The sequence below is a fragment of the Micromonospora sp. NBC_01392 genome, from assembly GCF_045040125.1.
Lineage (GTDB): Bacteria > Actinomycetota > Actinomycetes > Mycobacteriales > Micromonosporaceae > Micromonospora.
Map to the genome: position 1 here is coordinate 478,889 of NZ_CP109549.1, position 26,276 is coordinate 505,164.

Annotated in this window: 28 protein-coding genes and 3 tRNA genes; 13 read left to right on the plus strand and 18 right to left on the minus strand. The window is 72.6% G+C overall.

The window, feature by feature from the left end; genetic code table 11:
- Position 1: 1 nt before the first annotated feature.
- Positions 2-1,093: a cyclophane-forming radical SAM peptide maturase AmcB gene (amcB, locus tag OG767_RS02190; protein ID WP_405094112.1), complete on the plus strand. Its 1,092-nt coding sequence runs from the start codon at positions 2-4 to the stop codon at positions 1,091-1,093.
- Positions 1,074-1,283: a multiple cyclophane-containing RiPP AmcA gene (amcA, locus tag OG767_RS02195; protein ID WP_281933550.1), complete on the plus strand. Its 210-nt coding sequence runs from the start codon at positions 1,074-1,076 to the stop codon at positions 1,281-1,283. The genes amcB and amcA overlap by 20 nt, the downstream gene beginning before the upstream one ends.
- A gap of 148 nt (positions 1,284-1,431) precedes the next feature.
- Here amcA and OG767_RS02200 read toward each other — a convergent pair whose 3' ends face one another.
- Positions 1,432-1,647, minus strand: a complete 216-nt coding sequence (locus tag OG767_RS02200) for a DUF3073 domain-containing protein (protein ID WP_107157984.1) — start codon at positions 1,645-1,647, stop codon at positions 1,432-1,434.
- A 300-nt stretch (positions 1,648-1,947) separates the two neighbouring features.
- A complete protein-coding gene (locus OG767_RS02205; RefSeq protein WP_405091921.1) occupies positions 1,948-3,030 on the minus strand; it encodes a Glu/Leu/Phe/Val dehydrogenase in 1,083 nt (360 codons plus the stop codon).
- A 176-nt stretch (positions 3,031-3,206) separates the two neighbouring features.
- On the opposite strand from OG767_RS02205, the gene OG767_RS02210 reads away from it, so the two are divergent.
- Both OG767_RS02210 and OG767_RS02215 read left to right on the plus strand, forming a co-directional pair.
- A complete protein-coding gene (locus tag OG767_RS02210; RefSeq protein WP_107157982.1) occupies positions 3,207-4,046 on the plus strand; it encodes a hypothetical protein in 840 nt (279 codons plus the stop codon).
- A 256-nt stretch (positions 4,047-4,302) separates the two neighbouring features.
- Positions 4,303-4,512, plus strand: coding sequence for a BldC family transcriptional regulator (locus tag OG767_RS02215; protein WP_007073996.1), 210 nt, complete (start codon positions 4,303-4,305; stop codon positions 4,510-4,512).
- 71 nt (positions 4,513-4,583) lie between these two features.
- Here the strand turns inward: OG767_RS02215 and OG767_RS02220 are convergent, their stop codons facing one another.
- Positions 4,584-4,982: a PPOX class F420-dependent oxidoreductase gene (locus tag OG767_RS02220; RefSeq protein ID WP_405091922.1), complete on the minus strand. Its 399-nt coding sequence runs from the start codon at positions 4,980-4,982 to the stop codon at positions 4,584-4,586.
- 53 nt (positions 4,983-5,035) lie between these two features.
- Here OG767_RS02220 and OG767_RS02225 point away from each other — a divergent pair, with 53 nt between their 5' ends.
- Complete coding sequence (locus OG767_RS02225) at positions 5,036-5,815, plus strand: class I SAM-dependent methyltransferase (protein WP_405091923.1); 780 nt, start codon at positions 5,036-5,038, stop codon at positions 5,813-5,815.
- A 52-nt stretch (positions 5,816-5,867) separates the two neighbouring features.
- Here the strand turns inward: OG767_RS02225 and OG767_RS02230 are convergent, their stop codons facing one another.
- The gene (locus OG767_RS02230) at positions 5,868-6,155 is read right to left on the minus strand and encodes a hypothetical protein (RefSeq protein ID WP_107157979.1); all 288 of its coding nucleotides are present in this window, start codon (positions 6,153-6,155) and stop codon (positions 5,868-5,870) included.
- 163 nt (positions 6,156-6,318) lie between these two features.
- Here OG767_RS02230 and OG767_RS02235 point away from each other — a divergent pair, with 163 nt between their 5' ends.
- Both OG767_RS02235 and OG767_RS02240 read left to right on the plus strand, forming a co-directional pair.
- Entirely contained in the window at positions 6,319-7,176 is an 858-nt protein-coding gene (locus tag OG767_RS02235) for a 3-hydroxyacyl-CoA dehydrogenase family protein (RefSeq protein ID WP_405091924.1), read from the plus strand.
- Positions 7,173-7,916: an enoyl-CoA hydratase/isomerase family protein gene (locus OG767_RS02240; protein WP_405091925.1), complete on the plus strand. Its 744-nt coding sequence runs from the start codon at positions 7,173-7,175 to the stop codon at positions 7,914-7,916. The genes OG767_RS02235 and OG767_RS02240 overlap by 4 nt, the downstream gene beginning before the upstream one ends.
- 60 nt (positions 7,917-7,976) lie before the next feature.
- Here OG767_RS02240 and OG767_RS02245 read toward each other — a convergent pair whose 3' ends face one another.
- Positions 7,977-9,314 (minus strand): ABC transporter substrate-binding protein, encoded by a 1,338-nt coding sequence (locus OG767_RS02245; protein WP_405091926.1) that lies wholly within the window; start codon positions 9,312-9,314, stop codon positions 7,977-7,979.
- A gap of 166 nt (positions 9,315-9,480) precedes the next feature.
- Here OG767_RS02245 and OG767_RS02250 point away from each other — a divergent pair, with 166 nt between their 5' ends.
- Both OG767_RS02250 and OG767_RS02255 read left to right on the plus strand, forming a co-directional pair.
- Positions 9,481-9,870 (plus strand): hypothetical protein, encoded by a 390-nt coding sequence (locus OG767_RS02250; protein WP_405091927.1) that lies wholly within the window; start codon positions 9,481-9,483, stop codon positions 9,868-9,870.
- Between the two features lie 33 nt (positions 9,871-9,903).
- The gene (locus OG767_RS02255; protein WP_405091928.1) at positions 9,904-10,608 is read left to right on the plus strand and encodes a DUF2786 domain-containing protein; all 705 of its coding nucleotides are present in this window, start codon (positions 9,904-9,906) and stop codon (positions 10,606-10,608) included.
- A gap of 24 nt (positions 10,609-10,632) precedes the next feature.
- On the opposite strand, the gene OG767_RS02260 is transcribed toward OG767_RS02255, so the two are convergent.
- Positions 10,633-11,148, minus strand: a complete 516-nt coding sequence (locus OG767_RS02260) for an SRPBCC family protein (protein ID WP_281933532.1) — start codon at positions 11,146-11,148, stop codon at positions 10,633-10,635.
- A 161-nt stretch (positions 11,149-11,309) separates the two neighbouring features.
- Here OG767_RS02260 and OG767_RS02265 point away from each other — a divergent pair, with 161 nt between their 5' ends.
- Complete coding sequence (locus OG767_RS02265; RefSeq protein WP_405091929.1) at positions 11,310-12,164, plus strand: hypothetical protein; 855 nt, start codon at positions 11,310-11,312, stop codon at positions 12,162-12,164.
- Positions 12,165-12,212: 48 nt separating this feature from the next.
- On the opposite strand, the gene OG767_RS02270 is transcribed toward OG767_RS02265, so the two are convergent.
- From OG767_RS02270 to OG767_RS02310, 9 genes are all read right to left on the minus strand, one after another.
- Positions 12,213-13,388: a Fic family protein gene (locus tag OG767_RS02270; RefSeq protein WP_405091930.1), complete on the minus strand. Its 1,176-nt coding sequence runs from the start codon at positions 13,386-13,388 to the stop codon at positions 12,213-12,215.
- A 382-nt stretch (positions 13,389-13,770) separates the two neighbouring features.
- Positions 13,771-13,844 (minus strand) — tRNA-Phe (locus OG767_RS02275).
- A gap of 74 nt (positions 13,845-13,918) precedes the next feature.
- Positions 13,919-13,992, minus strand: a tRNA-Asp gene (locus tag OG767_RS02280).
- A 33-nt stretch (positions 13,993-14,025) separates the two neighbouring features.
- A tRNA-Glu gene (locus tag OG767_RS02285) sits at positions 14,026-14,098 on the minus strand.
- Positions 14,099-14,253: 155 nt separating this feature from the next.
- The gene (locus OG767_RS02290; RefSeq protein WP_405091931.1) at positions 14,254-15,051 is read right to left on the minus strand and encodes a polysaccharide deacetylase family protein; all 798 of its coding nucleotides are present in this window, start codon (positions 15,049-15,051) and stop codon (positions 14,254-14,256) included.
- 78 nt (positions 15,052-15,129) lie between these two features.
- The gene (locus OG767_RS02295; protein ID WP_405091932.1) at positions 15,130-16,077 is read right to left on the minus strand and encodes a MerR family transcriptional regulator; all 948 of its coding nucleotides are present in this window, start codon (positions 16,075-16,077) and stop codon (positions 15,130-15,132) included.
- A complete protein-coding gene (idi, locus tag OG767_RS02300; RefSeq protein WP_405091933.1) occupies positions 16,067-16,687 on the minus strand; it encodes an isopentenyl-diphosphate Delta-isomerase in 621 nt (206 codons plus the stop codon). The genes OG767_RS02295 and idi overlap by 11 nt, the downstream gene beginning before the upstream one ends.
- A 114-nt stretch (positions 16,688-16,801) precedes the next feature.
- On the minus strand, positions 16,802-18,283 hold the full coding sequence (gene crtI / locus OG767_RS02305) for a phytoene desaturase family protein (RefSeq protein WP_281933521.1): 1,482 nt from the start codon (positions 18,281-18,283) through the stop codon (positions 16,802-16,804).
- A gap of 35 nt (positions 18,284-18,318) precedes the next feature.
- Positions 18,319-19,473, minus strand: coding sequence for a polyprenyl synthetase family protein (locus OG767_RS02310; RefSeq protein WP_405091934.1), 1,155 nt, complete (start codon positions 19,471-19,473; stop codon positions 18,319-18,321).
- Positions 19,474-19,537: 64 nt separating this feature from the next.
- Between OG767_RS02310 and OG767_RS02315 the strand changes: the two genes are divergently transcribed.
- Together OG767_RS02315 and OG767_RS02320 are read left to right on the plus strand one after the other, a co-directional pair.
- Positions 19,538-20,464 (plus strand): phytoene/squalene synthase family protein, encoded by a 927-nt coding sequence (locus OG767_RS02315; protein WP_281933517.1) that lies wholly within the window; start codon positions 19,538-19,540, stop codon positions 20,462-20,464.
- A complete protein-coding gene (locus OG767_RS02320; RefSeq protein WP_405091935.1) occupies positions 20,461-21,783 on the plus strand; it encodes a cryptochrome/photolyase family protein in 1,323 nt (440 codons plus the stop codon). Before OG767_RS02315 ends, OG767_RS02320 begins: the two co-directional genes overlap by 4 nt.
- Positions 21,784-22,055: 272 nt before the next feature.
- Here the strand turns inward: OG767_RS02320 and OG767_RS02325 are convergent, their stop codons facing one another.
- Positions 22,056-23,156, minus strand: a complete 1,101-nt coding sequence (locus OG767_RS02325; RefSeq protein WP_405091936.1) for a serine hydrolase domain-containing protein — start codon at positions 23,154-23,156, stop codon at positions 22,056-22,058.
- 93 nt (positions 23,157-23,249) lie between these two features.
- Here OG767_RS02325 and OG767_RS02330 point away from each other — a divergent pair, with 93 nt between their 5' ends.
- A complete protein-coding gene (locus OG767_RS02330; RefSeq protein ID WP_405091937.1) occupies positions 23,250-24,734 on the plus strand; it encodes a dihydrolipoyl dehydrogenase family protein in 1,485 nt (494 codons plus the stop codon).
- A 4-nt stretch (positions 24,735-24,738) separates the two neighbouring features.
- Here OG767_RS02330 and OG767_RS02335 read toward each other — a convergent pair whose 3' ends face one another.
- Together OG767_RS02335 and OG767_RS02340 are read right to left on the minus strand one after the other, a co-directional pair.
- On the minus strand, positions 24,739-25,503 hold the full coding sequence (locus OG767_RS02335; RefSeq protein ID WP_405091938.1) for a crotonase/enoyl-CoA hydratase family protein: 765 nt from the start codon (positions 25,501-25,503) through the stop codon (positions 24,739-24,741).
- A 146-nt stretch (positions 25,504-25,649) separates the two neighbouring features.
- A complete protein-coding gene (locus OG767_RS02340; RefSeq protein WP_405091939.1) occupies positions 25,650-26,075 on the minus strand; it encodes a PIN domain nuclease in 426 nt (141 codons plus the stop codon).
- Positions 26,076-26,276 lie beyond the last annotated feature (201 nt).

The following is a 26,276-nucleotide window of genomic DNA, read 5'->3' on the forward strand; positions in this document are numbered from 1 at the left end:
GATGCGCGGCATCGCCGCCGTCCCCTCGTACGTGGTGATGCAGCCGACCACGTTGTGCAACCTTGACTGCGCCTACTGCTACCTGCCGCTGCGCGCGGCGGACCGGCGGATGGCGGTGGCGGTCGCCGAGGCGGTGGCGGCGTCGGTGAACCGGTGGGCGGCCCAGGGGCGGTGCTCGGTGGTCTGGCACGGCGGGGAGCCGCTCGCGGCCGGCCGGGAGCACCTGGCCGCGCTGCTGGCCCCGTTCGGGGCGGAGGTCGAGCACCACGTGCAGACCAACGCCACGCTGATCGACGACGCCTGGTGCGCGTTCTTCGCCGAGCACCGGGTGCGGGTGAGCGTGAGCGTGGACGGCCCGCGGGCGCGCAACGCCGAGCGGGTGACCCGGGGCGGCCGGCCGGCGTACGACCGGATCGTGGCCGGGGCGGCGGCGTTGCGCCGGCACGGCCTGCCGTTCTCGGCCCTGGCGGTGGTCTCCCGGCCGGAGCCGGGCCTGGCGGCCGAGCTGTACGCCTACTTCCTCGACCTGGGCTGCGAGGTGCTGGGCGTGAACATCGAGGAGACCGAGGGGGTCAACACCCGCTCGAACGCCCGGGACGGCGCCTCGGTCACCGGGTTCTGGGCCGAGCTGGTCGCCGCCTGGCGTCGGGATCCCCGGATCCACCTGCGCGAGGTGGAGTGGTCGCTGCGGTACGCCGGCGCGGTGCTGGCCGGCGCCGCGGACGATCTGCTGCCCCGTCGGCTCGACCCGATCCCGACGGTCGGCCACGACGGCTCGGTGGTGGTGCTCTCGCCGGAGCTGGCCGGCTTCACCGATCCCCGGTACGGCGACTTCGGCAGCGGGAACGTGCTGGTCACCCCGTTGGGCGAGATCCTCGCCGGTGCCGGGCGGACGCCCTGGGTCGGCGAGTTCCTCACCGGCGTGGAGGCGTGCCGGGCGTCCTGTCCGTACTTCGGTTTCTGCGGCGGGGGCCACGCCGCCAACCGCTACTTCGAGCAGGGGCGGTTCGACGGCACGGAGACCGAGCACTGCCGCAACAGCAAGATCCGCCTACTGGAGGGAGTGTTGGAGCATGCCCGAGATCACCAGTGACACCGACCGGGAAACGGTCGCCGGCCGGGTGCGGGACGCCGCCGCGGGGCTGACCGCGCTGCTCCACGAGGCGGAGGCGGCGCGCCTGCTGCGGGCGGAGGCGCCGGGCGACGGCGGCACCGCGGTGTGCGCGTGGAACCACTTCGAGAACATTCCGACGTTCTACAACTGGAACAACCGGCCGCGCTGAGTGCCGGGTCCGCGATCAAGGACCTGCCGGCGCAGCCGGGGAGGCGTCCCGGGTGCGGCAGGTCCCTGATCGTCGGTGCTCCGTCGGCTCCGGCTGAGCACATACGTGAGCACGCGGGGGCTACCGCGTGCTCAGATGTGACCGGAGGTCAGCGGGTCGGACGGGCCCAGGGGTCCGGATCGTCGTCCGCGTGGTCCTCGTCATCGTCGTCGACATACTCTTTGTAGTCGTCGTCGAAGTTGTGCTCAGACTTACCACTACCCGCCAGTTCACGCTGCAAGGCGGTTAGGTCGGTGTTCGGGGAGTGGTACTTCAACTCCCGGGCCACCTTCGTCTGCTTGGCCTTAGCACGGCCGCGCCCCATGGCTCGACCCCCTCGCACAGAATGCGGGGCAGCCCGAAGGCGGGCCCCGATGACGTCAGGCATCTCTCGTGGCTCTTACGGTACATGGGGATGCCACCGTTCGGCACCTCGGGTCACCGTCGACCGGCCCTGCGCGTCGCAGTGTTCCGGCCGTCACACAGTGTACCCGGTAAGGAGTGAATGCCGGGGCCGGCCGTGACAGCGGACGAACTGCTACGTAAACACCAAAAACAGCTTAACGCCCAACTCGGGCCCGGGTGCGGCCCGGGGGTGGACCGACGCCCGCCCCCGGGCACCGGTTCACCGCAGGTGGATGGTGCGCAGGCGGCCGACCTCGGCCATCCGCCGCTCGGCGAGCCGGTCCGCGGCCACCGCCGGCGGAACGCCCTCGTCGTCGGCGAGCCGCAGGATCTCCCGGGTGGTGTCGAAGATCCGGGTGGCACGCAGCTTGGCCCGCTCGAAGTTGAAGCCCTCGATCTCGTCGGCGACCTGGATCACGCCGCCGGCGTTGACCACGTAGTCCGGCGTGTAGAGGATGCCCCGGTCGGCGAGCACCTTCTCGATGCCCGGGTGGGCGAGCTGGTTGTTCGCCGCGCCGCTGACCACCTTGGCCCGCAGCACCGGCACGGTCTCGTCGTTCAGCGCGCCGCCCAGCGCGCACGGGGCGTACACGTCGATGTCGGACGCGACCAGCGCGGCGGTGTCGTCGACCAGGGTGACCTGCGGGTGGGTGGCGTGCACCCACTCCCGGGCACGCGGGTTGACGTCGGTCGCCACGACCTCCGCACCGTCGGACAACAGGTGCGCGGTCAGGTACTTGCCGACCTTGCCCAGACCGGCCACGCCGACCCGGCGGCCGGCCAGCGTCGGGCTGCCCCACACGTGCTCGGCGGCGGCCCGCATGCCCTGGTAGACGCCCCAGGCGGTGAGGACGGAGGAGTCCCCCGCGCCGCCGTGCGCCACGCTGCGGCCGGTGACGTAGCGGGTCTCCCGGGCGATCATGTCCATGTCGCTGACGTCGGTGCCGACGTCGCACGCGGTGTAGTACCGGCCGTTGAGCGACTCCACGAAGCGGCCGTACGCGCGCAGCAGCGCCTCGCTCTTGAGCTGCTCCGGGTCGCCCCAGATGACCGCCTTGCCGCCGCCCAGGTCCAGGTTCGCCAGGGCGCTCTTGTACGCCATCCCCCGCGACAGGTCGAGCACGTCGGCGAGGGCGTCGGCCTCACTGGCGTACGGGTAGAACCGGGTGCCACCGAGGGCGGGGCCCAGCGCGGTGGAGTAGATCCCGATGATCGCCTTCAGGCCGGACTGCTTGTCCTGGCAGAACACGACCTGTTCGTGACCCGAGGATGACGGGTCGTCGGTGCTGGCGAATACGCCCATGGCTGACTCCTGTGTCGGTGTGCGCCCTTGTGGGGCGCGGAACCTTCGGTGGCACGCCGGCGGGATGGTGCCGGTGCCGTTGAGCCTAATATCGGCCGGAACCGTGCTGTCGCGCACGTCACGCCGCCGGTGTGACGGCGGCGACGGACGGCCCCGTCTCGTGGGAGGATCGCGCCGTGCCGTCGCTCTTCGCTTCATACCTGCGCGTGTACGAGCCGCTGACCGCCTTCGACCGGGACCGGCAGTCGTACTGGCGCCGGTACGTCAGCGAGGGCCGGGCGATCGCCCCGCTGGACGGGCCGGGCCGGCAGCGCACCTCGGTGATCGAGGCGCTCGGCGCGGGCTGGACCCGGCTGCCCGACCTGCCCGACGAGGCGTACGTGCTGGAATCCGACGACGCGCTGCTGGTCTGCCCCTGGAATTTGCGGATCCGGGTCGCCGAGGCGGCGTTGAGCGCCCGCGACGGGGTGCCGTCGGTGCTCGCCGACGCGTTCGTGCCGCCGGTCCTGGCCGGTCAGGCCAAGGCGGTGGTGGAGGACTGGCGCAGCGGGGCGCGCGTGCTGGAGCACGGGGTGCCCCGGGTCCACGAGCAGGTCGCCACGTGGGGCGTGCCGCTGCGGTGGTTCGTGCTGTTCGAGGCCGGTGAGCGGCACCTGGTCACCGAGCCGGAACGACGCGCGTTGCGCTACCGCACGGAGATCTCCAAGGCCCGCCGCCGCTCGTCCCGGGCGCTGTCCGTGCTGCGCAAGTCGGTCGGCGAGGCGCCGATCACCGAGGCGGTCGAGGAGGCCGCCCGCTGGCTGGAGGAGTTCCACCCGCGTTCGGTGGTGGAGCTGGACTACGGCGGTCTGGTGCAGTTGCTGCCGGACGAGACGCTGGCGGCCGACGACTCGACCGAGCTGGTCGCGGCGGGCCTCGCCGGGTTGTCCCGGGGCGAGGCCGAGGAGGCCTCGGCGGCGTACGACAAGCTGGTCGCCCGCTGGCGTGCGGTGCAGCTCCTGGAGCGCTGCAACTGACACCCGGTTTGCCCCCTTCCCTGGCGGGCACTACGAGAGTGTCTCGTAATTGACGCATCACGAACCGTGATCATGAGTCCTAATAAGGTGGTTTCTGCGGTGTAAAAGTCGTAAAAATCGGGCATGGTTCATCCGTCCGTCTAGGGACCTTCAGCCGTTCGGCCCATGTCGGACATCGGGGACTAGCCGGACCATGGGAGACGCGTCGGCCGGCGGGACCCCGGCCGATGTCTATACATGTGGAGGAGTGACCCCGATGGCATCGCGAACGCACGAACCCGAGCCGCTACTCACACCGGCCGAGGTGGCGTCGATGTTCCGTGTCGACCCGAAGACGGTGACCCGGTGGGCCAAGGCTGGCAAGCTCAGCGCCATCCGGACCCTGGGCGGCCACCGCCGTTACCGCGAGTCGGAGGTTCGGGCCCTGCTGCAGGGGCAGATCCCCCAGCAGCGTCAGGGGGACTGACGACCCGGACGATCTCTCAGGCGTTCCGATCAGGGGCGGTGGGACGTCGCGACAGCGACGATCCGCCGCCCTCAATCGTGTCCGGAGGTCGGTGCGTCCAGCACGATCCGCAGCCCCACCGTGCCGCCCTCGCCCCGCCGCAACCGGCTGCCCAGCAGGCTCAACCGGCCGATCAGCCGGTACTTGCGCTTGAGCAGCCCACGGACCCGACGCGTGCTCTCCGGGTCGTCGATCGTCGCGTGCCCCGGCACCGCCTCGCCGTGCGGCCGGCCCCGCACGTCGCACGGCGCCACCGTGACCCGGCCGTCCCGCCGGATCCGTTTCACCTTGCCGGAGTCGGACACCGTCCACACCGCCAACGCGTCGCCGTCGCGCACGGCCCACACCGGCGTCGGCACCGCCCGGCCGTCCTTGCGGAACGTGGTGAGCAGGACGTACTTCTCCGCCGCCAGGCGGTCCAGGTCGGTCACGCCGCCCAGGATACGGCTGCGACGGCGGAACCGAGCCCGGATAGCGTGCACCCATGACCGGGGAGCCCACGATCGGCGACGTGTTCGGCGAGATGATCCGCGACGCGTACGCGGTGGCCACCGGCGTCGGCCCCCGGCCGATGGCCGGTGGACGGCTGCCACGGCCGGTCATCGAGATCATCGAACGGGACGACGGGCTGGTCAACGGCGCGCCCGCCGGGCACTACCTGGACCCGCCGCAGCAGTGGCAGCCGCACGACCACCGGGCGGTCGACCGGGTGCACGGGCACGTGCTCGACGTCGGCGTCGGCGCCGGCCGGATCGCGCTGCACCTCCAGGAGCGCGGCGTGCCGGTCACCGGGCTGGACACCTCGCTCGGCGCGTTGCGCGTCAGCCGCCACCGGGGCGTCCGCGAGCTGGTGCACGGCACCGTCGACGAGCACGTCGCGGACGGCCGGCGCTACGACACGTTCCTGCTGCTCGGCAACAACCTCGGCCTGTTCGAGGGGCGCGAGCGCGCACCCGCGCTGCTGGCCGCGCTCGCCGCGCTGGCCCGTCCCGGCGCGCGGGTGATCGCGCACGGCACCGACCCGTACGGCACCACCGATCCGGTGCACACCGGCTACCACGAGGCGAATCGGCGGCGCGGCCGGCTCGGCGGGCAGCTCCGGCTGCGGCTGCGCTACCGGCTGCTCGGCACCGAGTGGTTCGACTACCTGGTGTGCTCGCCCGACGAGTTCGCCGAGCTGGTCCACGGCTCCCCGTGGCGACTGACCGACGTGGACGACACCGACCGCCCGTACTACCTCGCCACGCTGGCGCTACGCCGTTGAGGAGGGGCCCCTTCTATCGCCTACGCGATAAGAAGGGGCCCCTCCTTGTATCTCAGACCTGGACGGTGGGGGTGGTCTCCTCCGGGGGGAGGCCGCCGTCGCCGTCGACCACCTCGTCCGGCGTGCCGTCCTCGTCGATGTCGACCATGGTGATGTCCACCTTGCCGTCGCCGTCGGTGTCGAACTGGAACAGGTCGGCCTTGCCGTCGCCGTCGGTGTCCACCACCCACACGTCGGTCTTGCCGTCGTTGTTGGTGTCCGCACGAAGCAGGTCCACCCGCTCGTCACCGCGCGTCTCGACCGTCTCGGTGCGCTCCGCGCTCTCCGGTGCCTGGCTCATCTCGTTCCTTCCTTCGGCGTTGACGCCGGTCTTTACCCCATCCGGCCGGCCCCCACGCATGCCCGGCGGGCTCGTCCTGCATAGGGTCGCATCCAGGGACGAGCGAGCGGCCGGCCCGGCGCGGCGGAGACCCCGCGCGCCACCGCCGCGGCGAGGGGACACGATGAGTGGTCGTTTTGTGGTCGTCGGGGCCGGCACCATGGGCCTCGGCATCGCGTACGTGGCGGCCGGCGCCGGGTACGCGGTCGAACTGGTCGAGGTGGACCCCGACCGGGGGGCCGACGCGGTCCGGCGGCTCGGCGAGCTGTGGGACCGCGCCGTGCAGCGGGGCAAGCTGACCGCCGAGGCGGCCACCGCCAACCGGGTCCGGGTGACCCTGCGGGCCGGGCTGGCCGAGGTGGCCGAGGGACCGGACGTGATCGTGGAGGCGGTCCCGGAGCGCCTCGACCTCAAGCGGGCCGTGCTCCGCCAGGCCGAGGGCCGCCGGCCGGCGCTGCTGGGCAGCAACACCTCCAGCATCCCGATCGCCGAGCTGGCTGACGGGCTGGACCGCCCGGCGGACTTCCTCGGGCTGCACTTCTTCAACCCGGTCTGGGCGATGGCGCTGCTGGAGGTCGTGGTCGGCGCGGCCACCGCGCCGGAGACCACCCGGGCGGCGGTCGCGCTCGCCGGCCGGCTGGGCAAGGACCCCGTCGTGGTACGCGACATGCCCGGCTTCGCCACCTCCCGGCTCGGCGTCACGCTCGGCCTGGAGGCGATCCGGATGGTGGCCGACGGGGTGGCCGCCCCGGCCGACATCGACAAGGCGATGGTGCTCGGCTACCGGCACCCGGTGGGCCCGCTGGAGCTGACCGACCTGGTCGGGCTGGACGTCCGACTCGACATCGCGCGGACGCTCCAGGCCGCGTACGGCGACCGCTTCGCGCCGCCGCCGCTGCTGGCGGAGATGGTCGCCGCCGGCAAGCTGGGCAAGAAGTCCGGGCAGGGCTTCTACACCTGGGAAGGCGGCGTCAAGCGATGAACGGGCTGCGGATCGAGGAACTGCCGGACCGGCTCGTGGTCACGCTGGACCGGCCGGAGAAGCGCAACGCGATCGACGCCGACCTGGTCGGCGAGCTGCACGCGGTCTGCGCCGAGTTGGAGGCACGTCCCCGGCTGATGCTGCTCACCGGCGGGGCGGCGGGCATCTTCGCCGGCGGCGCCGACATCGGGCAGCTCCGCGAACGCGGCCGGCTGGACGCGCTGGCCGCCATCAACCAGGGCGTCTTCGCGCGTATCCGGGCGCTGCCGATGCCCACCGTGGCGGCCGTCGACGGCCCGGCGCTGGGCGGCGGCGCCGAGCTGGCGTACGCCTGCGATCTTCGGGTGTGCACGGGCCGGGCGGTCTTCGGCCAGCCCGAGGTGCGGCTGGGCATCCTGGCCGGCGCCGGCGCGACCTACCGGCTGCCGGCGTTGATCGGCGAGGCCCGGGCCAAGGAGCTGCTCTTCACCGGCCGGCGGGTGGACGCCGACGAGGCGCTGCGGATCGGCCTGGTGAACCGGGTGGTGGACGACCCGGCGGAACTGCTGCCCACCGCGCACGGCCTGCTCGACGAGATGGCCAAGGGCTCGGCGTTGGCGCTGCGGCTGACCAAACTGGCGGTGGACGCGCCGCCGGCCGCGCACCCGCAGCTCGACCTGCTGAGCCAGGCGGTGCTCTTCGAGGACGAGGAGAAGCACCGGCGGATGACCGAGTTCCTGGAGCGGCGCCGGGCGCGCTGAACCGCGAACGCCGAGGGCCGCACCGGGAAGTCCCGGCGCGGCCCTCGATGCTCGTCGGGCTCAGTTCCGGATCTGCACCCCGGCGTCGGCCAGCGCGGTGATCGCGGTCGCCGACTCGCCGAATCCGATCACCAGCACGGCCTCCGGGCCGAAGCTCTTGATGTCCCCGGCGATGCCGGTGAAGTCGACGGGCGTCTTCGGGTCGTCCGGCGGCGTGTAGGTCAGCAGCTTGACCCGGTCCGCCCCGACCCCGGCCTTCTCCAGCTCGGCCCGGACGTTCTCCTGGAGGCCCTCGCCGTAGGAGTCCTTACGGGCCAGCAGCACGATCTTGCGGGGGCCGTCCCGCAGCATCACGTCGGCCAGCGCGCGGCCCTGGAGGCTGTCCGGCGGGGCGGTGCGGAAGTAGAGCCCCTTGTCGTCCACGGTGCTCAAGCCCGCGTCCGTGTTCGACGGCGAGAAGAGGATCCGCCCGGCGGCCACCACGTCCGGCAGCACCGCCCGGGAGATGCCGGACGCGCCGGCGCCGATGATGACCGGGATGCCCTGGGCGACGTGCGTGGCCACGGTCGCCTTCGCCACCGCCGGGTTGGTGCCGTCGTCGCCCTCGACGAACTTCACCGGCTCGCCGAGCACCCCACCGCCGGCGTTGATCTCGTTGACCGCGAGCGTGACCGCGGCGGCCATCGGCGGGTACGCCAACGCCAGGTCACCGGTCTTCGGCAGCAGGCCGCCGAGCACCAGCGGCGCGTCCTTCGCCTTGCCGGCGCGGGGCTTACGGCCGCGCGGCGGGGACTTGGTGCTCGCCCCGGACTCCTCGCCGGCGCCGACGAACTCGGTCTTCGCGTCGTCGAGCTGCTGGTTGTCGAAGTGCAGCGTGCCGTAGCTCGCGGTGGCCGGCTCACCGTTGTCGGTGAAACCGGCCCGGGTCAGCGACACCCCCCGGTACTCCAGGTCCTGGCCGGCACGGGCGAGCTGGAGGCAGACGGCCACCTCGTCGCAGCGCTGGCCGCCGGTGGTCACGCCGACGATCTGCTTGGCGATCTCGGCCGGCGCGGTGGTGCCGGCGAGCTGGGCCGCCAGCGCGCTGATCACCACGGCGTCGTACGACTCGGCGGAGTAGAGGTAGTCCGTCAGCTTCGGATTGACGTTACGTAGCCGCTCCTTGAAGCTCTCCGGCAGCGGCGTGAGCGGGGTGGTGCCCTTCATGCCGTTGAGGAGATTCGCCCGGTCCTTGAGTTCCGCGGCGAAGGAGTTCTGCATGTTGCCGTCGGTGCCGTAGAGGCGGACCTGGGTGGTGCCCGCGTCCTTCGGCTCGTCACTCCCGCAGGCGCTGGTAGCGAGCAGGAGCGCCGCGCAGGCCATGGACAGGGCCGCGCGCGACGTGCGATTTCCAAGCATGGTCGTCCTTCCTCCGGCGAAGGTCCGCTGCGCACATTAGCGTGCCGGCGCGGCACGCGGGACTGTGGACCGGGCTCCGTCGGCACCCCGACTGCGGGTATCACTCTCGGTGATCGACATGCTGGTTCCGGGTCACCGCTTGACCCCCGACGTTACTGTTCCGCAGGTGACCGATGACGCACAGCAGACGCTGGACGACGCCACCGCCGTGCTCCGTTCGGCGTTGGCCGGCGACGGCGCCGGTGTGGTCGGCGCCTTCGACGCGGTGGTGGACCGTTCCGGGCTGGCCGGTGCGTACGGGGTGGCCTGGTGCCTGGCCGCCACCATGCTCGGCGAGGACGCCCCGGCGGGCGCCGCCGCGCTCGACTTCCCCGACATCGACCAGGCCGACTACGACACCCGCTGGGTGGCTCGCTTCGTCAGCGCGTACGCCAACGACGACGCCGACACCGGCGAGGCGCTGTTCGGTGCGGCAGCCGCCGACGGGTTGCTGCCCGACTGCCTGCTCACGCTCGCCGGCTCGACCATCGCCACGCTGCGCAGCCGGGAGGACTGACCAGCCGTCGCCTCGTTGTGGTAACCCTGACTGATGTCCGAGGCGATGCTCAGCAAGGTGCGCAAGCTGCTCGCCCAGGCCGAGGACCCGGCCTGCACGCCCGCCGAGGCGGCCACGTTCATGGCCAAGGCCACCGAGCTGATCGCCCGGTACGGCGTCGACCGGGCGCTGCTCGCCGCCCGGGACCCGGCCGTCGACCCGGTCGGTGACCGGACGGTCGAAGTGGTCGCCCCGTACGCCCGGGACAAGGCCGGCCTGCTCGCCGCCGTCGCCGACCCGCTGCGCTGCCGCTGCGTCCGCCGCCGCCACGGCAACGGCTTCGCCATGCACCTGTTCGGCTTCGCCAGCGACCTGGAGCGGGTCGAGCTGCTCTTCACCTCGCTGCTGGTCCAGGCGGCGCACGGGCTGGCCGGGGCCGCCGTGCCGGTCGGGGAGCACCCGGCCGCGTTCCGGCGCACCTGGCTGGCCGGCTTCGCCCAGGTGATCGCCGAGCGGCTCCGCGCGGCCGAGGCCGGCGCCGCCGCCGAGGCCGGCGTGCCGTCGGTGGCGCTGGTGCTCGCCGACCGCTCCGACCGCGTCCAGCGCCGGCTCGCCGAGACGTACCCGCGACTGCGTACCGCCCCGCGCCGCCGGCTCGCCGGGGGTGGCTTCGGCTCGGGCGCCGCCGCGGGCCGCCGGGCCGACCTGGGCGACACCGGACTGACCGGCAGCGGCGCGAGCCGGGGCATCGCCGGCTGAGCCGCGCGGTCGCGTGGCGGTCGGTCAGTCGGTGGTCCGGGTGACCGTCGCCAGGTAGCGGCAGAGCAGCTCGTGCCAGCCGGCGGTGAGCGCCTCGCGGTAGCCCTCGGCGGCCGAGCCGTGCCGGTCGAAGTAACGGTGCTCGACGTCCACCCGGGTCGAGTCGGGGCCCTCCGGGTGGAAGAGCACCTCCACCTCGCTGGCCCGGGCCGGGTCCGGCACCGGCACCCGGTCCGGCCCGATCTGCCAGGTGAAGACCAGCCGGCGGGGCGGATCCCAGGTCAGCACGCGGCCCCAGTCGTTGCGGAAGCCGTACGGGCCGATCTCGTAGAGCATGCCGCCGGCCCTCGGCTCGACCCCGAGCCCGGCCAGCGCCTCCGGCCCGGACCAGGTGTATTCGCGCACCCACCAGTCGGCCAGCGCGCCGGTGAAGACGGCGTACGCCCGCTCGCCGGATGCCGGGACGAGGATGCTGCTGCGGAGGTAGAAGCGGTCGGATTCCTGCCGGACCTCATCCGGATCGGCCATCTCCTGTCCCATAAGCCCGGACCATACCGGCTGATGTCTCGCTGTGCAGCTTTGCTTTCGGCTGCTTCCGGACAGCGGGAACGCCAGTTCCCGACCGTGAACCGCCCGGCGGATGTCGGATCCGAAAGCGGGTAACCGCCGCTGGCCCGGACCGACCGATGGGGGAGCGGAGCATGAGCGACAGCGGAGCCACCGAACGGGCCCGGGAGCCGACCGCCTCCCGGACTGCGGCCGAACCGGAGCCGGACGTCCTGCTCGACGTGCCGGAGTTGTCGGTCGACGAGATCCGGCTCACGGTCGACGGGCTCGACGCGGACCTCTCGCTGCGTGCCCGGCTGGCCAACCTGCTCCAACTCGACGCGGGCGTGCGGGTGCACCTGGAGGGCGTCGAGTTGGACATCACCGGGGTCCGGGCCGAGGCCCTGCTCAAGGTACGGCTGGAGAAGCTGGTGCAGATCCTGGACCGGGCGCTGACGACGATCGACCGCAACCCGCAACTGATCGACGCGCTGGCCCGCTCCGTCGGAGTGACGGTCGACGACGTGCACCGGGCGGCCGGCCGGGTCGCCGGGCCGGTCGTGGAGGAGGTGGCCGAGACCGGTGAGGTGCTCGACCGGACCGGACCCGCCGCGGTGGACCCGCTTGTCCGGGCTGCGCCGTCCACCGGCGATCGGCCGGCGGACGTCCCGCCCGAGGAGGTGGGCCCGGAGAGCGGTGAGAATGCCTGGCCGGCCGGTGCGACGCCGACGCATACGGCCGACTCGGGGGAGACGGTCGCGTCCGCGACGGAGACCGGGGCCCGCGGTGCCGCACCGGCTGGTGCGACCACCACCGCTACCGGTGGTGGCGATGGTGGGATCGGCCGAAGTGGCACCGGATCAGGTGACGGGGAGCCGGGGCGGGGACAGTCGCCGGGTGTCGGGGCAGGGCAGTTGGCCGGCCAGGCCGGCCAGGCGCTGCGTCAGACCGGCCGGAGTGTCTGGGAAGCCATCCAGAGCGGTGTGCGCCCACAGCGCGCCGAGCGCTGACCCGGCCCCGAGGTCGGGGGGTGACGACGAGGAGATCGCGACTTGCGACTACCGGGAATCGATGATTCGAAGTACGTCCTTGGCGGCGAAGAGGCGAGCATAGCGTCGTCCCGTCCGCTCCTGCAGGATCCCGAGGTGCTCCAGCCGGCGGATGGCAGTGTTCACCGCTGGATAGGAGACGCCGTACATCTTGGACGCAGTGGTTGGGCTGATCATCGGGTAACCGATCAGGTCCTCAACGATCCTGACGGCTACCCCCCGAACGTTGGCGTCTCTGAGTCGCTCAAGCGCGTGCTCCTTCCAGTCGAGTAGAGCGTCGATGCGGTCAACAGCCAAGACCGCCTGTGCTCGTACTGCCTCTGAGAAGAATCGGATCCAGGGATCGAACTTGCCGGTCATGCTGGTCCGTAGGAGGTGGTCCTGGTACTCCCGCCGTCGCACCTCCAGCCATGGCGAGAGGTTCAGAACCGGAACGCGCAGCTCTCCCTCGGAGGCGAGTTGGAGTACGCAAACCAACCGCCCTAGGCGCCCGTTTCCGTCATTGAACGGGTGAAGTGTCTCGAACTGGTAGTGGCCAAGGGCCATCTTGGCAATCAGTGGAAAGTCGTCCCTGCCGGTGATCCAGTCCTCCCACGCCTCCAGGCCAGCCTGCAACTGGTCGCCTGGTGGCGGAGGGACGAAGCGGGCTTCGTTGACGCGGCCGGCGCTGAGGCCGATGAAGACTTGGATGGTCCTGACGTTGCCGGCGTCGGCTGTTTCCCCGCAGGTTCCCCGTACGAGGATCTTCTGGAGTTCGCGCAGCATGCCGATGGTGATCGGCCTGTCCTTGATCCACTCGTACGCCAGCTCGGCAGCTCGGACGTAGTTCACGACCTCGGAAACGGTGGCCGATACCTCCCGGTCCTCCAGGAAGTCGGCCTCAAGCACGTCGTCCAGTGCTGCGTAGGTTCCCTCAAGGGCGGAGGTGCTGACAGCCTCGCGGCGGATCGCCGGCCTTGCCAGAAGCATGGGGTTTGGAAGCCTGATCGCTGCCTGATCAAGCCGCGCCACGGCAGCGGTTGCCGCGGTGAGGTCCCGGAAGGTTTCCTGCTCGAGGGTAAGCCGGCTCGGCAGAGGGTTCGGCAGGAACGCCTTGTGATCGTAGGGCTCGTCGTACCGAGCATCGTGGCCGTTGATCGGGACCAGGACGCCGGCGGGAGACGAGGCGAACGCCTCGAGGTCCACGGTTTGTAAGCCATCCCCTAGAAACTTTAATTTCAGCGCTGTAATTAGAAGCCCAGCTTAGCGCTCGAGGTCACATCTAAAGTTTCGAGGCCCAAACTTACATTTGGGGCCTGGGTTTGCAACTACGGAGCGCTAGCGCGATCCGCGCTCAAGCGGAGGTGACGGTTACTCAGGGTGGTGACACCTTGTCGGAATGTTAGCTGTGGCCGCGGTGCATGAGGCCTGGAACCCTGGCGACCTGATGACGCGGAGCGCCGGTGGCCATGACGCGAGCTGTACGTCCTCGCGAACTCCACCCGGACGGACGGCTGGCGGGAGGAAAGCAGAACGCCGACCGGCGTTTCCGCTGGTCGGCGTTCTTGTAGCCCGGCGAAAGGCTATGTGGCCAGGGGCGGGGTCGAACCGCCGACCTTCCGATTTTCAGTCGGACGCTCGTACCAACTGAGCTACCTGGCCGTGGTGCTCGGCACATGCTACCGCACAGCCGATACGCAGAACGCCGCGCATGAGTTGCGCGGCGTCAGCGCTTGCGGTCCTGACGGGACTTGAACCCGCGACCTCCGCCTTGACAGGGCGGCGAGCACTCCAACTGCTCCACAGGACCTTGCTGATGTTGCATCCGGCGCGAGCCGGACCGTGCCCCCAACGGGATTCGAACCCGTGCTACCGCCTTGAAAGGGCGGCGTCCTGGGCCGCTAGACGATGAGGGCGGCCCCGCCATCATTGCACACTCGCAACTTCAAGCGGACTTGCTCCCATCCGGCCCCGCCGGAGGCAGGAGAAGCATATGCCATCCCTCCTCGGACGACCAAACCGGTATGGCCGCCCGCACACCGCCGAGCGAAGCCGCAGCTCAGCGGTGTTGTCACCGGAGCCGGACGATGCCGTACCGCCGCTTGAGATCGGGGATCAGGCGTCGGCACGCGGCCATGGTCTGGGTTCGGTCGCCGCCCGCGTCGTGCATCAGCACGACCGAACCGTGATGGGCGGCCGACTCCACCCGCGCGATGATCTTCTTCGCCGGCGGGTGGTCCCAGTCCTGCGGGTCGACGCTCCAGTGCAGCGGACGCAGGCCCAGTTGCCGGGCGACGGTCAGTTCCTCGGCGGTCCACCGGCCGCCCGGCTGGCGGAACCAGGTGATCGGCGCATCGGGCGCGGCGGCGCGGATGGCCCGGTTCGTCCGTTCCAGGTCGGCCCGGATCTCGGCCGCCGGCCGCCGGCCGAGGTCCACGTCGTGCCGCCAACTGTGGTTGCAGAGCTGGTGCCCCTCGCGGACGATCTGGGCCACCAGGTGCGGGTAGCGCTTGGCCTGCTTACCGACCAGACAGAACGTGGCGGTGACGTGGGCCGCCCGGAGCTGGGCCAGGATCTGCGGCGTGTAGCGGGGGTCCGGCCCGTCGTCGAACGTGAGCGCCACCCCGGGGCTCCCGCTGCGCCGGTGCAGCCCGGTCGGGAGCTTCTTGGGCAGCGGACGCAGCGTCGGCTTCGGCTTCGGCTTCGGGGTGGTGCGGCTCGGCTGGGGCTTCGGACTGGGTGTCGGCGTCGGCGCGGCCGAGACGGACGGCTGGGCGGTGACCCGTTGGGGGGTCTTGCCCGGGCCGCCGCAGCCGGTGACGAGGAGCACCAGGCCGAGGACGAACGCCAACAGGGTGCGTGGACGCATCTGTCGCTCCCGGAGGGGGTCGGGTCAGACGGACTTTCCGACCGTAGTGGACGCCACCCCCGGAGCGGGAGTGGGGCCTCAGCCCGCCGTCGACTGATCCAGCGAATCCCGTACGGCCACGGCCAGCGAGAGCGCCTCGGCCAGGTCGACCGGGCGGACCACTCCGGCCGGTAGCGAGTCGGCCCGCCAGCCCGGCCCGGCGGCCAGCACCAGCAGCGGCCGGCGCGGGGCGGCCAGCAGCGCGATGAGCTGGTGCGGATCGGCGGTGGCGCGGATGTGCGACCAGACCACCACGGCCGCCGGCCCGGTCCGGTTGACGGCCTCGACCAGGGCGGGCGTCGGCACCCGGGCCCCGAGCATGCGATAGCTCACACCGATCTCGGCCAGCGCGGCGGCCAGCGCCTCCAGGGGTAGCGAGTGCTGCTCCTCGTCCGCGCAGGAGAGCAGGATCCGGGGCGTTCCGACGGCCGGGTGCGCGCGCGCCACCGAGGCGAACGCCTCGGAGACGCACCGGGACATCAGGTGCTCCACCTCGATCAGACCGGCAGTGGCGGCGTGCCGCTCCCCGATGCCGACGAGCACCGGCCGGAGCAGCCCCTCCCAGGTCGCCACCACGCCGTCCGCGGCGAGCGAGTCCGCGATGGTGCGGCCGATCGCCACCGAGTCCAGCCGCATGGCGGCCCGGGCCAGGCCACGGGCGACCGGTCCGGCCCGCCCGACCGGGATGGTGGCCCCGCCGCCGTCCCGGGCGGTGCTGACGCCGGCCTTCAGGCCGAGCCGTGCCGGCGGCGGCACGGCCGGCGCCTGCCGGGCCCAGCGGGCCGCCTCGGCGGGCGACACCCCCTCCACGGTGAGCCGCCGCATGATCTCCAGCCGGGCCAGGTCGGCGGGCGTGTAGCGCCGGTGGTGGCCGGGCACGTGCTCACTGGGGCCGAGACCGTACCGCTGGTGCCAGGTGCGCAGGGTGGTGACCGCCACGCCCAACCGGCGCGCGACGGCCCCCGCGCTCAGCGCCTCATCGGCCACCCGACCGCTCCGGTGCCTCGACGGCGGGCACGCCCGACCGGGACGATTCGACGGGCCCGCCCGACCGGGCCGGGTCGGCCGGGTGCAGGAGCCGGTTCACCACGCCGCCCAGCCAGGGCGCGTACGACCGGGGGTCGGCGTCGAGGTCGGCGATCACCGCGACCGGATCCACCCAACGCAACTCGGCCACCTCGTCCGGGTCGGGTCGGGTGGGCAGGTCGGCGGGCACATCGGCGCGCAGCACGTGGTCGTACTCGAACTCGACCCGGCCGGTGGCCGGATCCTCGGCGTAGTAGAGGTACGTCCCCACCTCGGTCAGGCCGACCGGATCGACGCCCAACTCCTCACCGAGCCGGCGGTTGGCGGCGTCGGTCAGCAACTGGCCGGGCAGCGGGTGCCCGCAGCAGGAGTTCGCCCAGCGGAGCGGGAACCGGGTCTTGACCGCGGCCCGCCGCTGGAGCAAGATCCGCCCGGCGGGGTCGACGAGCAGCACCGAGAAGGCCCGGTGCAGCCGGCCGGGCGGCTGGTGGGCGGTGGCGACGGTGGTCTCGCCGATCACCCGGCCACCGTCGTCGACCAGCTCGACCAGGTGCTTCTCCCGCCCGGTCATCGTGCCCGCCCTTCGTTCGCGACTGCGGGGCTCCGCTTCGCTGCGCTCCTCGCGCTCACCGGGCCCGCCTTTCGTTCGCGACTGCGGGACTCCGCTTCGCTGCGCTCCTCGCGCTCACCGGGACTGCCCGGTGATTCGCGCGGCGGCCAGCTTGCCGCTGATCAGCACCATCGGCACCCCCACGCCGGGCTGGGTCCCGGAGCCGACGAAGACCACGTTGCCCAGCGTGCGGTGCAGGTTGGACGGCCGGAACGGGCCGGTCTGGAAGAGGCTGTGCGCGGCGGCGAACGGGGTGCCGGCGGCCATTCCCTGCGCGGCCCAGTCGGCCGGTGTGACGGTGCGCAGCACCTCGATGCCGTCGCCGAAACCGACGTAGCCGCGCTCCTCCAGCGTGGCCACGAGCTGGTCGGCGTAGCGCCCGGTGAGGTCACCGGCCCAGTCGAACGGCGCCCGGTCGAGGTTCGGCACCGGGGCCAGCACGTAGTAGGTGTGCCTGCCGGCCGGGGCCACCGACGGGTCGGTGCGGCTCGGGTTCGTCACCAGCAGCGACGGGTCGGTCATCAGCTCGCCTCGCCGGATCACCTCGTCGAACGTGCCCTTCCAGGCGCGTCCGAAGTGGATGTTGTGGTGGGCGATCTTGCCATAGCCCTGCGTCGAACCGACGTGCAGGACCACACAGGACGGCGAGTAGGTGAGCTTGCGCTGCCGGCTCTCCGGCAGCAGTTCCTGGTAGGCGACGGGCAGGTCCGGGTTGAGTACCACCACGTCGGCCGGGACGAACTCGCCGTCCGAGGTGATCACACCGGTGGCCCGGCCGTGGGCGGTCTCGACCCGGGTCACCGTGGTGCCGTACCGGATCTGCACGCCGTGCTTCTCGGCCGCGCCGGCCATGCCGCGGGAGACCGCGTGGATGCCGCCGCGCGGGAAGCTGACCCCGGCCACCGAGTCGAGGTACGCGATGACCGTGTAGATGGCCAGCGCGTCGTGCGGCGACAGGCCGGCGTACATCGCCTGGAAGGAGAAGATCCGCTGGGTACGCGGGTCGCGGAAGAACTGGTTGATCTTCGTCTGGAGTCGCCGGAACGCGCCGTTGGCGAACAGCTTCAGCAGGTTGCCGGTGAGCAGGTCGGTCGGCGCGTCGAGGTTGCGCTCGATGAAGTCGGCCCGCTCCCACTTCCACAGGTTGCGCGCGTAGTCGACGAAGCGCAGGTAGCCGTCCGCCTCCCGGGGGCCGCAGACCTTGGCGATCTCGGCGGCCATCCGGGTGGTGTCGGTGATGACGTCGAGCGTCGACCCGTCCGGGTAGTAGGCACGGTAGGCCGGGTCGAGCGGGGTCAGGTCGAGCCAGTCGCCCAGCTCCTCGCCCACCGCGCCCAGCGCCTCGGCGATCAGGTCGGGCATGGTGAGCACGGTCGGCCCGGTGTCGAACTCGTACCCGTCGACGCTGAGCCGGCCGGCGCGCCCGCCGGGCACCGGCTCGCGTTCCAGCACGGTCACCTGACGGCCGCTGCCGGCCAGGTGCAGCGCGCAGGCCAGCCCACCCAGCCCGGCGCCGACCACGACCACCCGGTCGGTCCGTCCGTTCACGGTGCGCATTCCGGCTCCCTTGCTCGTGCTCACGAAGGTGTTCATCAGGACCGCCGCGCGGTGGCGGCGGTGGCGAGGCCGGTCAGCGCGGTGCGCGCGGTCTCGTCGATAGGTGCGGTGTCGAGCGCGGCCAGCGCCTCGGTCACCCGTTCGGCGATCATCCGTTCCACCCCGGCCGCGGCCCCGGTGTCCCGGACCACGTCGGCCAGCCGGCTCACCTCGTGGTCGCCGGTGACCGTGCCGGCCCGGTCCAGGGCGCGGCGCTGGGCCGGGTCGGCGAGCTGCCGGGCCAGCATCAGCAGCGCGGTCGGCTTGCCGGTGCGCAGGTCGTCCCCGGCCGGCTTGCCGGTGGTCGCCGGGTCGCCGTAGACGCCGAGCAGGTCGTCGCGGAGCTGGAACGCCTCGCCGACGGCCAGCCCGTAGCGGGTGTACGCGGCGATCAGCGGGCCGTCCGCGTCCGCGCCGCCCAGGCAGGCGCCGAAGAGCAGCGGTCGCTGGACGGTGTAGCTGGCGGTCTTGTAACGGGCCACCCGCAGCGCCCGGTCGACCGACCAGCTCGCCGCGTCGTTCTCGCCGAGCACGTCGAGGAACTGCCCGGCCACCGTCTCCACCCGCATCTGGTCGTAGCAGCGGCGCACGTCGAGCAGCCGGTCCGCGGGCACGGTGGCGTGTGCCATCAGCCGGTCGGCCCAGACCATGCAGAGGTCGCCGATGAGCACGGCCACCGCCTCGCCGTACCGGTCGGGATCACCGGTGTGCCCGGCGGCCCGGTGCCGCGCGGCGGCGGCGCGGTGTGCGGTGGGCCGGCCGCGCCGGGTGTCGGAGGCGTCCATCACGTCGTCGTGCACCAGTGCGAACGCGTGCAGCAGCTCCAGCGCGGACAGGGCGGGCAGCACCGTGCCGAGCGGCGCGTCGCCGCCGACCACGCCGCGCCAGCCCCAGTACGCGAACGTGGGGCGCACCCGCTTGCCACCGGCCAGCACGCAGTCGCGTGCGGTCGCGGCGAAACCACCCATGGCTGCGTCGATCTCGGTCAGTGAGTCGACTTCGGCGGCCAGGAACGCCGTCAACGTGTCGTCAACGCCCCTGACCAGGTCTTTCGTGAACGCGGCCAGTACGCCGCGGACCGGATCGTCCGTCGCTTCCGGCTGTGCCGGCGCGACGCGGAGCGCGTTACCCGCAACTGCGTCGTTGGCCATGTGAGGGAGCGTACCCTAGGGTTACGAGTTGCGTCGATTGCTGCGTCGAAACCGAGGAGGGCCGGTGGACACGGATCTCACCGCTGCCTATGACCGTTGCCGCGAGCTGCACCGGCGTCACGGCCGTACCTACTATCTCGCCACCCGGCTGCTCCCCGCTTGGAAACGGCGGCATGTGCACGCCCTGTACGGCTTCACCCGCTACGCGGACGAGATCGTCGACCGCACCGAGGACCTGCCGCCCGCCGAGCGGGCCGCCAGGCTGCGCGAATGGTCGGACCGGTTCGTCGCCGGCCTGCACGGTGCGTCGGTCGACGACCCGCTGCTCCCCGCCGTGCTGCACACCATCGCCGTGTTCGACCTGGACCGCGCCGATTTCGCGTCGTTCCTGCGCAGCATGGCGATGGACCTGACGGTGATGTCGTACCCGACCTACGACGACCTGCTCGACTACATGGAGGGCTCGGCCGCCGTCATCGGCACCATGATGCTGCCGATCCTGGGCAGCTCCGACCCGGCCGCCGCCCGGGAACCCGCCCGCCAGCTCGGCTTCGCGTTCCAGCTCACCAACTTCATCCGGGACGTCGCCGAGGACCTCGACCGCGGCCGGACCTACCTGCCCGACGAGGACCTGGCCAAGTTCGACGTCACCCGCGACGACCTGCTCGCCGCGAAGGCCGCCGGGCGGACCACGCCGGCGATCCGCGAGCTGATCGAGTACGAGGTGACCCGCGCCCAGGCCCACTACCTCGCCGCCGCGCCCGGCATCCCGCTGCTCAACCCCGCCTCGCAGGCCTGCATGCGCACCGCGTACGCGCTCTACGGCGGCATCCTCGACGAGGTCGCCGCCCAGGACTTCGACGTCTTCGTCCGCCGGGCCCTGGTGCCGCAGCGGCGGCGGATGTCGGTGGCCGCCCGGTCGCTGCTCACCCCGACCGGCACGCCGGTGCGTGTGCCCGGCCCGGCGCTCACCCCGGCCCTGGCCGGATGACCGAGCGTACGGCCGTCGTGCTGTTCACCCGCGACCTGCGGGTGCACGACCACCCGGCGCTCGCGGCGGCCGTATCGGCGTTCGACCGGGTGGTGCCGCTCTACGTGCTCGACCCGACGCTTGCGAAGCTCTCCCCGAACCGCACCCGCTTCCTCCACCAGAGCCTGGCCGAGCTGCGCGAGTCGCTGCGCAAACGCGGCGGCGACCTGGTCGTCCGACGCGGCGACCCGGTGGCCGAGACGGTCAAGCTGGCGCGCCAGGTCGGCGCCGAGGGCATCGGGCTCTCCGCCGACGTGACCCGGTACGCCCACCGGCGGGAACGCCGCCTGCGCGCCGAGTGCGAGCGGCACCGGATGTTCCTACGGCTCTTCCCCGGGCTGACCATCGTCGAGCCGGGCGCGCTGCGGCCGACCGGCGGCGACCACTACCGGGTGTTCAGCCCTTACTTCCGCGCCTGGCAGGGGGTGCGGTCGCGGGAGGAGCTGGCCGCGCCGAAGCGGGTCCGGCTGCCCGACGGCGTCGACCCGGGCCGGCTGCCGGAACCGCCGAAGGGCGACAGCCCGGACGCCGCCGAGGGCGGGGAGAGCGTCGCCCGCCGCCGCCTCACCGCCTGGCTGCCCACCCTCGACCGGTACGACGACATCCACGACGACATGGCCGGCGACGACACCTCCCGGCTCAGCCCGTACCTCCGATGGGGTTGCGTCTCCCCGCTGGCGGTGGCGAACCGGGCCGGCGACCGCGACGGGCCGTTCGTCCGGCAGCTCTGCTGGCGCGACTTCTACCACCAGGTCGTCGCCGGTTTCCCGGACCTGTCCACCACCGCCTACCGGCGGGGCGCCCGGGAGGACTGGCGGGACGACAGCCACGCGCTGGCGGCCTGGACCGAAGGGCGCACCGGGATGCCGATCGTGGACGCCGGCATGCGGCAGATGCGCGCCCAGGGCTGGATGCACAACCGGGCCCGGCTGATCACGGCCGGCTACCTGACCAAGCATCTCGGGCTGGACTGGCGGCCGGGCCTGGACGTCTTCTTCCACTGGCTGCTCGACGGCGACCGGGTCAACAACTCCGGCAACTGGCAGTGGGTGGCCGGCACCGGCAACGACTCCCGGCCGTACCGGGGCTTCAACCCGGTGCGGCAGGCCGAGCGCTACGACCCGGACGGCGCGTACGTGCGGCGCTGGGTGCCCGAGCTGGAGTCGGTGCCGGGCAAGGCGGTACACCAGCCGTGGCGGCTGCCCGACGAGACCCGTCGAGGCCTCGACTACCCGCCGCCGCTGGACGTCCCCGGCAGCGACCCGGTCTGGATGCGCTGACCGCACCCGCACGTCCCGATCACCTTCCGTGACTTCAGCGTCCGGTCGGACCCTGCCACCGGTTCCCTTTGCTCTGCAGCCATATCCGCATCGGTGACGGAACGTGGCTGGGCAGCCCGCCCGCGCCGTTCCGGCGCGGCGGCTGAACTGCCTGATGGCGACGATGCTGCGCCATTGGCTGCAGAGCAAAGGCGAAAACTGGGGTGGGGTCTTCCCGCCCGGAGGATCACCCTGCGCAACAAGGCTCCGTCGTCACGCTCGGTGGCAAGCGGTCAGAGGCAGGAGTGCAACGCCTCGACCAGTTCGTCCACCCGGTCGTGGTCGGCCAGTCGCGCGGTCGCGTAGGCGAACGTGTAGCCGCGCGCCGGGTCGGCCCAGGCGCTGCTGCCGCCGATGCCGCCCATGCCCCAACTGCCGTCCGGCTCCCACTGCATGCCGAGCGTCCAGTGCGCCGTCCGGTCCAGCACCAGATCCGGGCCGGCGTACTGCACCCGGGTCGCCTCGGCCACCAGGTCCGCACCGAACAGCCGGATCCCGTCGAGGATGCCGCCGGCGAGCAGACCCGCGTAGAACCGGGCCAGCCCGGACGCGGTGGCGTGCAGGTTCACCGCCGGGATCTCCGCGGCCCGCCACGCGTCGCCGTTCACCACGGCGACGTCCCGCCCGCCCGGCGGGTTGTCCAGCGCCCGGGCCCGCAGCGAGCCGGGCTCACCGCGCGTCCGGTCCGGCCAGCCCGGATCGCCGTACGACAGGTCGGCGCACCGCCGCCGGTCGGCCGGGCCCAGTCCGAAGGCCAGATCCAGCCGCCACGGGCCGGCGATCTCCTCGGCCAGGAAGCGCCCCACCGACCGCCCGTCCACCCGGCGGACCAGCTCACCCACCAGGTGCCCGTACGTCCAGGCGTGCTCGCCCGCGACGGTGCCCGGCACCCACTCGGGCTCGGCCGCGGCCAGGTCGGCGCAGAGCAGCTCCCAGTCGGTGACCGCCTCGGCGGGTCGGGGCACCGGGAAGGCCGGCAACCCGGCGGTGTGGTCGAGCACCTGCCGCACGGTGGCCGGGGCACGGAACCCCGGCCAGTACGCGGACACCGGCGCGTCCAGGTCGACCCGACCCCGGTCGACAAGCAACAACAGGCAGCACGCCACCACCGGCTTGCCCACCGAGTAGACGTCGACGAGCGTGTCCGGCAGCCATGGCCGAGCCGCCCCGACGGCCGGCGTCACCGCACCGGGCGGTACGGCCGCGCGGCTGCCGCCCACCAGCTCCAGCACCGGTGTGCCGTCGTGCCAGACGGACAGCGCCGCGCCGGTCTCCCGGCCGGCGGTGAACAGGTCGTGGAAGCAGTCCCGGACCGGGTCGAAACGCGCGTGCATCCGGTCACGGTAGGCGGTCGCACTCATTACCGGCGGAGGAATTCCGGCCGGGTCCGGTGGTCGGCGCCCCCGGCCGTGCGGAATGCTGGCGGGATGGCACAGCCGGAACTGGTGGACGTGGTCGTGGTCGGGCTCGGCGTCGGCGGCGAGGAGGTGGCCGGGCGGCTCGCCGAGGCCGGCCTCGACGTGGTCGGCATCGAACGGGACCTGGTCGGTGGCGAGTGCCCCTACTGGGGGTGCGTGCCGAGCAAGATGATGATCCGGGCGGCCAACGCGTTGGCCGAGGCGCACCGGGTGAACGAGCTGGCCGGGTCCGCGCAGGTGCGCCCCGACTGGGCACCGGTGGCGAAGCGGATCCGCCAGGAGGCCACCGACACCTGGGACGACAGGGCGGCGGTGGACCGCTTCACCGGCAAGGGCGGCCGGTTCGTACGCGGCAGCGGCCGGCTCGACGGCCCGAACCGGGTACGCGTCGGCGACCAGGTCTTCGAGGCCCGCTACGGGGTGGTGCTCGGCACCGGCACCCGGCCCTCGATCCCGCCGGTCGACGGGCTGGCCGACACGCCGTACTGGACCAACCACCAGGCCATCGAGGTCGAGGAGCTGCCGGGCACGATGCTGGTGCTCGGCGGCGGCGCGATCGGGCTGGAGCTGGCCCAGGTGTTCGCCCGGTTCGGCGTGCGGGTCACCGTCGTCGAGGCCGGCGACCGGGTGCTCGCCGTCGAGGAACCGGAGGCGTCCGCGCTCGCCGCCGACGCGCTGCGCGCCGACGGGGTGGAGATCCACACCGCGGTCAAGGCCGGCCGGGTCAGCCACGACGGCGACGAGTTCACCGTCCACGGCGACGGCGTCTCGTTCCGCGGCGAGAAGCTGCTGGTGGTGACCGGCCGCCGGGCACACCTGGAGGAGTTGGGGCTGGACACGGTCGGCGTGGACGCCAACCAGCGCTACCTGCCGGTCAACGACCGGATGCACGTCACCGAGGGCATCTGGGCGGTCGGCGACCTCACCGGCGAGGGCGCGTTCACCCACATCGCGATGTACCAGGCCGGCATCGTGGTGGCCGACGTGCTCGACCACATGCGGCGTACCCGGGGCGGGCCGGACGCCAGCGGCACCGCGAGCGTGGTCGGCGGCGCGGCCGGCGTGGTCAGCGCCGTCGGCGGTGCGATGAGCGCGGGCGGGTCGACGGTCGCGCCGGGCAGCGTCCCGGTCGCCGACTACCGGGCGCTGCCCCGGGTCACGTTCACCGACCCCGAGGTGGGCGCCGTCGGCCTCACCGAGCAGCAGGCCCGCGACCGGGGCATCAACGTCCAGATCGGCTACACCGACCTGACCTCGTCCACCCGGGGCTGGATCCACAAGACCGGCAACGCCGGTTTCATCAAGCTGGTCGCCGACGCCGACCAGGGCGTGCTGGTCGGCGCCACCTCGGCCGGCCCGGCCGGGGGCGAGGTGCTCTCCGCGCTGCTGGTGGCCGTGCACGCGGCGGTGCCGATCAGCCAGCTCCGGCACATGATCTACACGTACCCGACGTTCCACCGGGCCATCGAGGACGCGTTGCGCAACCTGAAGTGACGCCTCAGCCGGCCGGCGCACCGTGCCGGCCGGCACCGGCGGCGAACCGGCCGGCGCCGCGCACCCCGTCGACCGCGAGCGACTCCGTGCCGTAGGCCAACTCCACGGCGAGCGCCTCCGGCTCGGGCCGGCCGGCGCCGTCGAGCAGCGCCGCCCGGTCGTTGCGCAGGCAGGTCTGCGGGTGCCGGGCGATCCCGGCGGCCAGCCGCTCGGCCTCCGCCCGGGCCGCACCGGGCGGGACCAGCCGGTTCACCAACCCCATCGCGTACGCCTCGTCGGCCGGCACCGGCCGCCCGGTGAGGATCAGGTCCATCGCCCGGCTCTCCCCGATCAGCCGGGGCAGCCGGACCGTCCCGCCGTCGATCAACGGCACCCCCCACCGCCGGCAGAACACGCCGAGCGTCGCGTCCGACTCGGCGACCCGCAGGTCGCACCAGAGCGCCAGCTCCAGGCCGCCGGCCACCGCGTACCCGGAGATCGCGGCGACGACCGGCTTGGACAGGCGCATCCGCGTCGGACCCATCGGACCGTCGCCCTCGGCCTCGACCCGGTTGCCGCGCGCCGTGCCGATCGCCTTGAGGTCGGCGCCCGAGCAGAACGTGCCGCCCGCGCCCCAGAGCACGGCGACCGCCGCGTCCGGGTCGGCGTCGAACGCGCGGAACGCGTCGGCAAGCGCCCGGGCGGTCGGCCCGTCCACCGCGTTACGGGCCTCCGGCCGGTCCAGAATCACCGTGGTCACGCCCGCAGCGTGCTCAACCCGCACCCCCATCCCCTCAGCATGCCCGCGCCCCCGCCGCACGCGCCAGCGGAGCCTGGCCGCGCTGATTCACGGAAAGAGTGCCCATCCAGCGCGCGATGAGCACTCTTTCCGTGAATGTGCGGGCGGGAAGGGGTGAATGAGGGCCGGCGGCGCTACTACTTGATGGCGCCGGGTGGGGCCAGCCAGCGCATCGGCTGGCCGGTGACCGCGCCTACCTGGTCGAAGCCCCGGTCGTAGTGCAGCAGCGAGAGCCCGTGATATTCGGCGGTGGCGGCGATGAGCAGGTCGACCGCACCGGCCGACCGGTGCGTCCCCCGTGCCGTCAGGTCGAGCTGCGTCTCTGCCGCACGGTCGTAGACCCGGTCGGGCATCGTCACCCATCCGAAGACGGTCCGGAGCTGATCCGCCAGTTGCGCGCGGTCGGCGACGGACCGGGCGGTGTAGAGGAATTCCAGTTCGACGAGTGGACAGACGGCGACCAGCCCGGCGGTCACCGCCTGCTCCCACCGGTCCAGTACTTCCGGGTCACGAAGTAGCCGGACGAGGGCGCTGGTGTCGATCAGGTGGTCGGCGAACTTCACGAGCGGTAGTGCCCCTTGTCGAGCAGCTCGTCAAAGTCGCCCGCCTGTCCACGGCCGGCCAGTTCGGCCAGGGCGCGGGCGCGGCGGAGGCGGGCCGCGCCCCCGACCGACCGTTGCAGTATATCCAGGATGTCGTCCGCCCCGGCCCGATCCGGTCAGGGTTTTGCCCGACGTCCGGTTTGGGGGCTCTGCTGCCGGGAA

Excerpts from the sequence above, each read along its gene's own strand:
- amcB (WP_405094112.1), top strand. The coding sequence starts at position 2 with ATGCGCGGCATCGCCGCCGTCCCCTCGTACGTGGTGATGCAGCCGACC.
- amcA (WP_281933550.1), top strand. The coding sequence starts at position 1,074 with ATGCCCGAGATCACCAGTGACACCGACCGGGAAACGGTCGCCGGCCGG.
- OG767_RS02200 (WP_107157984.1), bottom strand. The coding sequence starts at position 1,647 with ATGGGGCGCGGCCGTGCTAAGGCCAAGCAGACGAAGGTGGCCCGGGAG.
- OG767_RS02205 (WP_405091921.1), bottom strand. The coding sequence starts at position 3,030 with ATGGGCGTATTCGCCAGCACCGACGACCCGTCATCCTCGGGTCACGAA.
- OG767_RS02215 (WP_007073996.1), top strand. The coding sequence starts at position 4,303 with ATGGCATCGCGAACGCACGAACCCGAGCCGCTACTCACACCGGCCGAG.
- OG767_RS02225 (WP_405091923.1), top strand. The coding sequence starts at position 5,036 with ATGACCGGGGAGCCCACGATCGGCGACGTGTTCGGCGAGATGATCCGC.
- OG767_RS02230 (WP_107157979.1), bottom strand. The coding sequence starts at position 6,155 with ATGAGCCAGGCACCGGAGAGCGCGGAGCGCACCGAGACGGTCGAGACG.
- OG767_RS02235 (WP_405091924.1), top strand. The coding sequence starts at position 6,319 with ATGAGTGGTCGTTTTGTGGTCGTCGGGGCCGGCACCATGGGCCTCGGC.
- OG767_RS02240 (WP_405091925.1), top strand. The coding sequence starts at position 7,173 with ATGAACGGGCTGCGGATCGAGGAACTGCCGGACCGGCTCGTGGTCACG.
- OG767_RS02245 (WP_405091926.1), bottom strand. The coding sequence starts at position 9,314 with ATGCTTGGAAATCGCACGTCGCGCGCGGCCCTGTCCATGGCCTGCGCG.
- OG767_RS02255 (WP_405091928.1), top strand. The coding sequence starts at position 9,904 with ATGTCCGAGGCGATGCTCAGCAAGGTGCGCAAGCTGCTCGCCCAGGCC.
- OG767_RS02260 (WP_281933532.1), bottom strand. The coding sequence starts at position 11,148 with ATGGGACAGGAGATGGCCGATCCGGATGAGGTCCGGCAGGAATCCGAC.
- OG767_RS02265 (WP_405091929.1), top strand. The coding sequence starts at position 11,310 with ATGAGCGACAGCGGAGCCACCGAACGGGCCCGGGAGCCGACCGCCTCC.
- OG767_RS02290 (WP_405091931.1), bottom strand. The coding sequence starts at position 15,051 with ATGCGTCCACGCACCCTGTTGGCGTTCGTCCTCGGCCTGGTGCTCCTC.
- idi (WP_405091933.1), bottom strand. The coding sequence starts at position 16,687 with ATGACCGGGCGGGAGAAGCACCTGGTCGAGCTGGTCGACGACGGTGGC.
- crtI (WP_281933521.1), bottom strand. The coding sequence starts at position 18,283 with ATGCGCACCGTGAACGGACGGACCGACCGGGTGGTCGTGGTCGGCGCC.
- OG767_RS02310 (WP_405091934.1), bottom strand. The coding sequence starts at position 19,473 with ATGGCCAACGACGCAGTTGCGGGTAACGCGCTCCGCGTCGCGCCGGCA.
- OG767_RS02320 (WP_405091935.1), top strand. The coding sequence starts at position 20,461 with ATGACCGAGCGTACGGCCGTCGTGCTGTTCACCCGCGACCTGCGGGTG.
- OG767_RS02325 (WP_405091936.1), bottom strand. The coding sequence starts at position 23,156 with ATGCACGCGCGTTTCGACCCGGTCCGGGACTGCTTCCACGACCTGTTC.
- OG767_RS02330 (WP_405091937.1), top strand. The coding sequence starts at position 23,250 with ATGGCACAGCCGGAACTGGTGGACGTGGTCGTGGTCGGGCTCGGCGTC.
- OG767_RS02335 (WP_405091938.1), bottom strand. The coding sequence starts at position 25,503 with ATGGGGGTGCGGGTTGAGCACGCTGCGGGCGTGACCACGGTGATTCTG.